The sequence below is a fragment of the Nonomuraea rhizosphaerae genome, from assembly GCF_019396405.1.
Taxonomy (GTDB): domain Bacteria; phylum Actinomycetota; class Actinomycetes; order Streptosporangiales; family Streptosporangiaceae; genus Nonomuraea; species Nonomuraea rhizosphaerae.
Window position 1 is genome coordinate 1 of sequence record NZ_JAHKRL010000390.1, and the last position, 7,724, is coordinate 7,724.

General features: G+C 68.0%; 7 protein-coding genes and 1 tRNA gene. 1 reads left to right on the forward strand and 7 read right to left on the reverse strand.

Going from position 1 to position 7,724, the window contains the following annotated elements; genetic code table 11:
• The 6 genes from KME77_RS20090 to KME77_RS20115 form a co-directional block, all read right to left on the reverse strand.
• Positions 1-769 (reverse strand): serine/threonine-protein kinase (locus tag KME77_RS20090; protein ID WP_219470040.1); only part of this gene is annotated, 769 nt, incomplete at its 3' end.
• Positions 770-790: 21 nt separating this feature from the next.
• Entirely contained in the window at positions 791-2,254 is a 1,464-nt protein-coding gene (locus KME77_RS20095) for a peptidoglycan D,D-transpeptidase FtsI family protein (protein ID WP_219470042.1), read from the reverse strand.
• A complete protein-coding gene (locus KME77_RS20100; RefSeq protein ID WP_219470044.1) occupies positions 2,251-3,639 on the reverse strand; it encodes an FtsW/RodA/SpoVE family cell cycle protein in 1,389 nt (462 codons plus the stop codon). Before KME77_RS20100 ends, KME77_RS20095 begins: the two co-directional genes overlap by 4 nt.
• Complete coding sequence (locus KME77_RS20105) at positions 3,640-4,938, reverse strand: Stp1/IreP family PP2C-type Ser/Thr phosphatase (RefSeq protein ID WP_219470045.1); 1,299 nt, start codon at positions 4,936-4,938, stop codon at positions 3,640-3,642.
• Positions 4,935-5,405: an FHA domain-containing protein FhaB/FipA gene (locus tag KME77_RS20110; RefSeq protein WP_219470047.1), complete on the reverse strand. Its 471-nt coding sequence runs from the start codon at positions 5,403-5,405 to the stop codon at positions 4,935-4,937. Before KME77_RS20110 ends, KME77_RS20105 begins: the two co-directional genes overlap by 4 nt.
• Before the next feature lie 17 nt (positions 5,406-5,422).
• A complete protein-coding gene (locus KME77_RS20115; RefSeq protein WP_219470049.1) occupies positions 5,423-6,163 on the reverse strand; it encodes an FHA domain-containing protein in 741 nt (246 codons plus the stop codon).
• Positions 6,164-6,362: 199 nt separating this feature from the next.
• Between KME77_RS20115 and KME77_RS20120 the strand changes: the two genes are divergently transcribed.
• Positions 6,363-6,445 (forward strand) — tRNA-Leu (locus KME77_RS20120).
• Positions 6,446-6,790: 345 nt separating this feature from the next.
• Here KME77_RS20120 and KME77_RS20125 read toward each other — a convergent pair.
• A partial coding sequence (locus KME77_RS20125; protein ID WP_219470051.1) for a CNNM domain-containing protein occupies positions 6,791-7,724 on the reverse strand: 934 nt, incomplete at its 5' end.

Consider the following 7,724-nt stretch of genomic DNA (forward strand, 5'->3'; position numbering starts at 1 on the left):
CCCCCCCCATCGCCGAGCCGGGCCGCCGCTGCGGATCCTTGGCCAGCAGCGCCATGACCAGCTCGCGCACCGACGCCGGCACGTCCACGCCGAGCGGCGGCGGCTGCTCGTTGAGGTGCATGAGCGCGATCGCCACCTGCCCCTCGGCCCGGAACGGCGTGCGCCCCGACAAGCACTCGTAGGCCACCACGCCCAGGGAGTACAGGTCGGTCGAGGGCGTCAGCGGGAAGCCCTGCGCCTGCTCGGGGCTGACGTACTGGGCGGTGCCGAGCACGGTGCCCGTCTGCGTCACCGGGGCCGACTCCAGGGCGCGGGCGATGCCGAAGTCGGTCACCTTGATCGCGCCCTCGGGCGTGACGAGCAGGTTGCCCGGCTTGATGTCGCGGTGGATCACCCCGGACGAGTGGGCGGCGTGCAGCGCCTTGGCCGTCTGGTGGACCACGTCGAGTGTCACCTCGGGCCCGATGGAGCCGTTGCGGGCCAGGATGGCCGACAGCGGCTCCCCGTGCACCAGCTCCATCACCAGGTAGGCCAGGTCGCTCTGCTCGCCGTAGTCGAAGATCTGGGCGATCCCGGGGTCGGCCAGCGCGGCGGTGATCCTGGCCTCGTTGCGGAAGCGGTCACGGAAGGTGTGGTCGGCGTTGAAGTGACTGCGCAGCACCTTGACCGCGACCTCGCGGCCGAGCAGCTCGTCGCGGGCACGCCAGACGTCTCCCATACCGCCCGTGGCGATGCGGGAGAGCAGGAGATAGCGGTTACCGAGCCGCATGATCCAGCAGCGTACCGCTCATCACTTGTTCAGCACCGCCTCCATGACGGCTTTGCCGATGGGTGCAGCGGTGTGACCGCCCGTGGCCTCGGCGCCGACGTTGGCGGCGCCCGACTCCACGATGATCGCGACCGCGACCTTCGGGTTCTCGGCCGGGGCGAAGCTGATGAACCAGGCGTGCGGCGGCTTGCCGTCGGCCGTCTCGGCGGTGCCGGTCTTGCCGCCCACCTCGACGCCGGGGATCTGCGCCAGGTTGGCGGTGCCGTTCTGGACGACGCTGACCATCATCTGGCGCAGCTTGCCGGCCGTGTCCGAGCTGACCGCCTCCGTCAGCTCCTCAGGCTTGGCCTCCTCGATGGAGTCGCCCTTGGCGTCGGTGACCTTGTTGACCAGGTACGGCTTCATCACCTTGCCGTCATTGGCGATGCCGGCGGCGATCATGGCCATCTGCAGCGGCGTCATCTGGTTGCTGCGCTGGCCGATGGAGGCCTGGGCGACCGCCGCCTGGTCCTCCTTCGCGCCGAAGCTGCTCTTGGCCACCGACATGGGGATGCCGATCTGGGTGCCCATGCCGAACTTCTCGGCCTGCTCTTCCATCCGCTCGTAGCCCAGCTCCATGCCGATCTTGCCGAACGGCGTGTTGCAGGACTTCTCCAGCGCGAACACCAGCGGGACCTGACCGGCGCCGCAGGCCGCGCCGCCGTAGTTGGGCAGACCGGCGGTGGTGTTGGGCAGGTCGAGCACCTGCGGCGCGTCCACGACCGTCTGGCCGTCGCGGCTGGGGTCGTCCTCCAGGAAGGCGGCCGCGGTCACCACCTTGAACGTCGAGCCCGGCGGGTAGGTGCGGTCGATGTTGCGGTTGAGCAACGGCTGGCTCTTGTCGGCCGCCAGCTCGTCGTAGCGCTTGAACACCGTGCCCTTGTCGGTGCCGGACAGTTCGGCGGGGTCGTAGGTGGGCAGCGAGACCATCGCCAGGATCGCCCCGGTCTTCGGGTCGAGCGCCACCACCGCGCCGCGCTTGCCGCTCTCGCGCAGCGCGTCGTAGGCCGCCTTCTGCGCCTTGGGGTTGATCGTCACGTCGACGTTGGCGCCCCGGGTCGGCTCACCGGTGAACAGGTCGATGCTGCGGCGCAGCAGCAGGTCGGCGCTGGAGCCGTCGAGCAGCTTGTTGCGCGACGCCTCGATCTGCGAGGCGCTCTCCGGCGAGAAGAAGCCCGTGACGTGGGCGTAGAGCTTGCCCTCCGGGTACTCCCTGACGAAGCGGAAGTCGCTGTTCTTCTGCTCCCTCGACTGCGCCAGGATGACCTTGCCGCCCGCGGTGATGCGGCCGCGCTCGACGGCGTAGCGGTCGTAGTAGTTGCGCGTGTTGCGCGCGTCGCTGCTCAGCCCCTCCGCGCGTACGGCCTGCAGGACGTTCACGTTGACCATCAGGAGCGCGAACATGGCCAGGCAGGCCACGGCCACGCGCTTCAGAGTGCCGTTCATCGCTGGAACACCTGCGTCATTCCTTCGTTCTGGATCGCCTGGGGCGGAGGCTGACGGGCCGCGTCCGACATGCGTACCAAGAGCGCGATAAGGATCCAGTTAGCCAGCAGGGCCGAACCACCCTGGGACATGAACGGGGTCACCAGGCCGGTCAGCGGGATCAGGTTCGTCACGCCGCCGACGATGATGAACACCTGCCAGGCCAGGGTGAACGACAGGCCGCCGGCCAGGAGCTTGGAGAAGGGGTCACGGGCGGCGAGCGAGGTGCGCAGCCCGCGCTGGACGATCAACGCGTAGATCATCAGCAGCGCCATCAGCCCGGTCAGGCCGATCTCCTCGCCGGTGGCGGGGAAGATGAAGTCGGAGAAGGCCAGCGGGATCAGCTCCGGATGGCCCTGGCCGAGCCCGGTGCCCATGACGCCGCCCGCGCCGAGCCCGAACAGGCCCTGCATGATCTGGAAGCTGCCGCCGAACGGCCGGTCGTAGTAGGCCTGGTTGCCGGGGTCGAGCCAGACGTCGAACCGGTCGCCGACGTGGCTGAAGAGCTGACCGGCCAGCCAGGCGCCGCCGACGAACAGCAGGACGCCGATCAGCACCCACGAGGTCCGCTGCGTGGCGACGTACAGCATGATCACGAATCCGCCGAACAGCAGCAGCGACGAGCCCAGGTCCTTCTGCAGGACCAGCACGCCGATGCTGACGCCCCAGGTGATGAGGACGGGCCCGAGGTCGCGCGCCCTGGGCAGGTCGATGAACAGCAGCCGCCGCCCGGCCAGCGCCAGCACGTCGCGCTTGGCCACGAGGTAGCCGGCGAAGAAGATGACCAGCGCGATCTTGGCGAACTCGGCCGGCTGGATGGTGGCGGGGCCGAACCCGATCCAGATCCGGGCGCCGTTGATCTCCTTGCCGAGGCCGGGAATCAGCGGCGAGATCAGCAGGAGGACGCCGATGAGCCCGGCGGTGTAGGTCATGCGTTGCAGCATGCGCTGGTCGCGCAGCACGATCAGCGTCACCGCGAACAGCACGACCCCGATGCCGGTCATGATGATCTGCTGGGTGGCCGAGGCGCCGGCCTGCAGCTTGGAGCCGGAGTTCTCCAGCCGGTAGATCATCACTAAGCCGAGCCCGTTGACCAGCGTCACCAGCGGCAGGATGAGCGGGTCGGCCCACGGGGCGAACTTGGCGAGCACGAGGTAGGCGGCCAGCATCAGGCCGCCCAGGCCCAGGCCGTACGTCAGCATGCCCGCGGGGATCTGCCCGTCGAGTGCCAGCCCGACATTGGCGTAGGCGGCCATGACGATGACGACCGCGAACGCGAGCATCGCCAACTGGGCCGCACGCCGCTTGGCCGGCATGAGGACGGGAGCTTCCGCCACTTCGCTCATCTACTGGGGCTTCTTCTTCGTCGCCGTGGCTGTCGCGGTCGGCGAGGCTGTCGCGGACGGGGTGGCGGCCTGGTCGGTGGGCTGATCGGTCGTGAGCTTGAATCCGTTGATCTTCGTCACGCCTTCCGCCACGTTGGTGACCGGGATGCCACCCTTTATCAGCGCCTGGTCAGGCGCGGAGAGCTGGGAGAGCGGCTTGCCGGAGTGCTGGGCGACCGAGAAGAACTGGAAGGGCCCCACCTCCTGGCGGATGCCCTGGAACACGACCACCTCGTCACCCCTCGCCCCCACGAAGAACTGATCCTGGGTCCATTTCCAGCCGAAATATCCACCGGCGCCGATCACGATGACCGCGACGCCCAGCACGGTGACCAGCAGCGGCCAGGCCCGGCGGCGCTTGACCGGCCGCCGGACCGCCTGAGGACCCGGATCGTCGAAGTCCTCGTCGGTCAGCACCGGCTGGGGCGCCGTCACCGCGCCGGACCGGCCCGGCGAGGTGTCCTGAGGCCCCGGGCGCAGACGGGTCATGCCCGCCGCCCCCACGATCGACGCCTCGGCGGCCACCTGCTGCCCGTCGGTGAGGTCGAGCACGTCGGCCAGCACACAGGTGATGTTGTCCGGCCCCCCGCCCCTGTTGGCCAGGTCGATGAGCTGCCGGACGACCTCTTCCGGGTCGTCGATGTTCGTCAGCGTGGCGTGCAGCGTCTCCGCGCTCACCACACCCGACAGGCCGTCGGAGCAGAGCAGGTAGCGGTCGCCCACCTGTGCCTCGCGCAGCGTGAGGTCAGGGTCGACCTCGCCGCTGCCGTCGAGCGCCCGCAGCAGGATCGACCGCTGGGGATGCGTCGCCGCCTCCTCAGGGGTGATGCGGCCGTCGTCGACGAGCTGCTGCACGAGCGTGTGGTCATGCGTGATCTGGTACAGCTCCCCGCGTCTGAGCAGGTAGGCGCGCGAGTCGCCGACATGCACCAGGGCCACCTGGGTGCCGTGCCAGAGCATGGCCGTGAGCGTGGTGCCCATGCCCTTGAGGCTGGGGTCCCGCCCCACCATCTCGTGCAGCTTGCGGTTGGCGTCGCGTACCGCTGCCTCGATGGCGTTGAGCAGGTCACCACCCTGTTGGGCCTCTTCGAGAGAGGCCATTGCGGCGATGGCGACGGAACTCGCCACCTCGCCGTGTGCGTGCCCGCCCATGCCGTCTGCGACGGCCAGCAGGCGGCCGCTCGCGTACGCCGAGTCCTCGTTCCCTTCGCGGAGGAGGCCGACGTCCGAGCGGGCGGCGTAGCGGAGTGCGATGGTCATTTGCGCAATTCAATGACTGTCTTGCCGACGCGGATCGGAACTCCGAGCGGCACCGGGGTCGGGCGGGTGACTTTTGAGCGGTCGAGGTACGTGCCGTTGGTCGAGCCGAGATCTTCCACGATCCACTGACCGTCCTGGGGGAAGAGCCGGGCATGCCGGCTGGAAGCGTAGTCGTCGCTGACTACCAGCGTGGCGTCGTTCGCCCGGCCAATGGTGATGGGCGTCTCCGTGAGGTTAATGGTGGTGCCTTGGAGCGGGCCACCCGTCACAACGAGCTGGCGTGGCTCGCCCTTCTTGTTCTTCGGCTTGGCAGCCGGTTTGGCAGGCTTGATGCCTTTACGTGGACCCGCGGGTGCCGTACGTGATCCGAACAAGTCAGTCCGGATCACGCCGACTGCGGCAATGACGAAAAACCACAGCACCGCCAGGAATGCGAGCCGGATCAGCAGCAGCGTGAGCTCGGACATGGACCGTTTGTCTACCCCTAATCGCGCCGGAACACCAGAGTCGTGCGTCCGAGCGTCACTCTCGTGCCGTTCTGGAGCTCGACCCTGCGTACCGGCTGGCCGTTGACGAACGTGCCGTTCGTCGATCCGAGATCGACTAGGGCGACGTTTTGACCCTCGACGCGTAGCTCCGCGTGGTGGCGCGACACGCCGGGATCAACGAGACGAAGATCGCAGTCCGTACCCCTGCCGAGCAAGGTCACCGGAGTGGTGAGCTCGTAGGAGCGGTCGCCCTGCGGGTCGTCCTGTGTGGACACGAGCAGCCTGGGCCGCCCGTTGAAGGCATTGGGCCTCGATGGTGGCAGATCGCTCGCCGGCTGGCGGATCTCGTCCTGCTCCACCGTGGCACCGCGGATGACACCGGACCTGATGCGGAACAATCCCACAGCCAGGTCTGCGGCGGTCTCGAAACGGACCCGGACCGGTCCCACGAAGGAGTAGCCCTGTTCCTTGGCGTACTCCCTGGCGAGGTTGGCCAGCTCGTGACTGATGCTGTCGGCATAGACCTCAAGCCGCTCGCTGTCGGTCGTGGACAGCTCAACCACGAAGTCGTTGGGCACGAGCGTGCGACCTTGAGCGACGATCGCCGCACGCTCATCCATCTCCCGCTGAACCGCGCTGGCGACCTCGACCGGCTGAAGGTCAGATTTGAACGCCCGCGCAAAGGCCCCCTCAACCAAGCCTTCGAGCCTTCGCTCGAAGCGCTGAAGGACTCCCACCGGGTACCTCCCTTCCTCCGTGCATATGATCGCGGTCACCGGACGCTGCTCGCGCCTGGCACCCGCTCGTCCCACGTCGCGGGTGGTCCCGGCGCTCGTCGGCTGTCGCGCCCAGCTCCTCCGCTCCCGTGTCTTATGCGATCGTATCCGGGTTCAGTACCAGCGGCTGTTACGTGCTACTGTTTCTCCGCACCCACAAGGGCGGGTGGCGGAACGGCAGACGCGCACGGTTCAGGTCCGTGTGTCCGAAAGGACGTGAGGGTTCAAATCCCTCCTCGCCCACTCGGTGACAGGGGATCTGTGGTCGCCGACCTAACGGTCGGCTTCCGCGGGTCCCCTCGTCATTTACACCGAGGGGTGACCCCCGGACCCCCAGGCATAGACCCGTGCGGGGCTGCCGCCGATATGAGCGGTCTGCCCGATGGAGGTCTGCCCGGGGCTTGCCGCCGATATGAGCGCTTGTTGAGGCTTCTATCAGCGGCAGACCCACACTGACGAAGAGAGCCCCGGTTCGCAAGAGCCGGGGCTTCTTTTTTCAAGAACCTTGTGGTCGGCCTACGGAAGGTACGTTGAGACGCTTGCAAGGGGCTTTCGGATGACTTTCCGGAGCTGTGTTTTTGGCCACAGTCAGGCGGCCAATGCTCGTGTATCGAGGAGTTGGCCGAGAAGGTCGGTCAGGCTCACCATTCCGATGACCTCTCCGGTCTGGTTCGTTACCAGAGCCAGGTGCGCCCTCGCGTCCTGAAGGGCCGTCACCGCCTCCGGGACCTGCGTGGTGCAGGTCAACCTCGGGAGTGGCCTTGCCAGGTCCGCTGCCCTGCTGTCGGGCTTCAGAAGTGCGTCCCTGGCGTGGAGGACACCCTGAATGTCGGAGCCGGCGCCTACCAGGAGCCTTAGGTGGCCGCTCTTGCCTGCCGCTCGTTTGATCTCGGTTGCTTCCGCTGTTGGGGGAACGGTTACTGCTTGGTGGATTTGCACCATTAGGCGTTCTATGCCCTCGGCTTGTAGGCGTAGGGCTCTTGTTAGGAGGTCGTGTTCTTCTCTGTCCAGGAGACCCATTCGGCCGGATTCGCCGACCAGCAGGGCGAGCTGGCGAGGTGTTCTGGTCGTGGCCAGTTCGTCCCGCGGGCTCACGCCGAACACCCGCAGGATGAGGTTGGTCAGGGCGTTCAGGGACGAGAGCAGCGGGCTCATCAGCCAGGTGAAGCCCCTGAACGGCAGGGTGAGGACAAGCGCGGCCCGCTCGGGGTGGGTCAGCGCCCACGACTTGGGGGCCATCTCGCCGACCACCATGTGCAGGAAGGTCACCAGCGCCAGGGCGATGGCCAGGGCGATGGGCATCCGCAGGGACTCCGGCACGCCGATCGCGGCGAAGACCGGCTCCAGCGCGTGCTCGATCGCCGGCTCGGTCACCTGGCCCAGGCCCAGGGTGCACAGGGTGATGCCGAGCTGGGCGCCGGCCAGCATGAGGGACAGGCGCCTGCCGCCGCCGACCGCCGACTTGGCGGCGAAGCGAACCAGGCGGGTGCCGTGGGGGGGCATCTCCTCCAGGCGGGGGGGC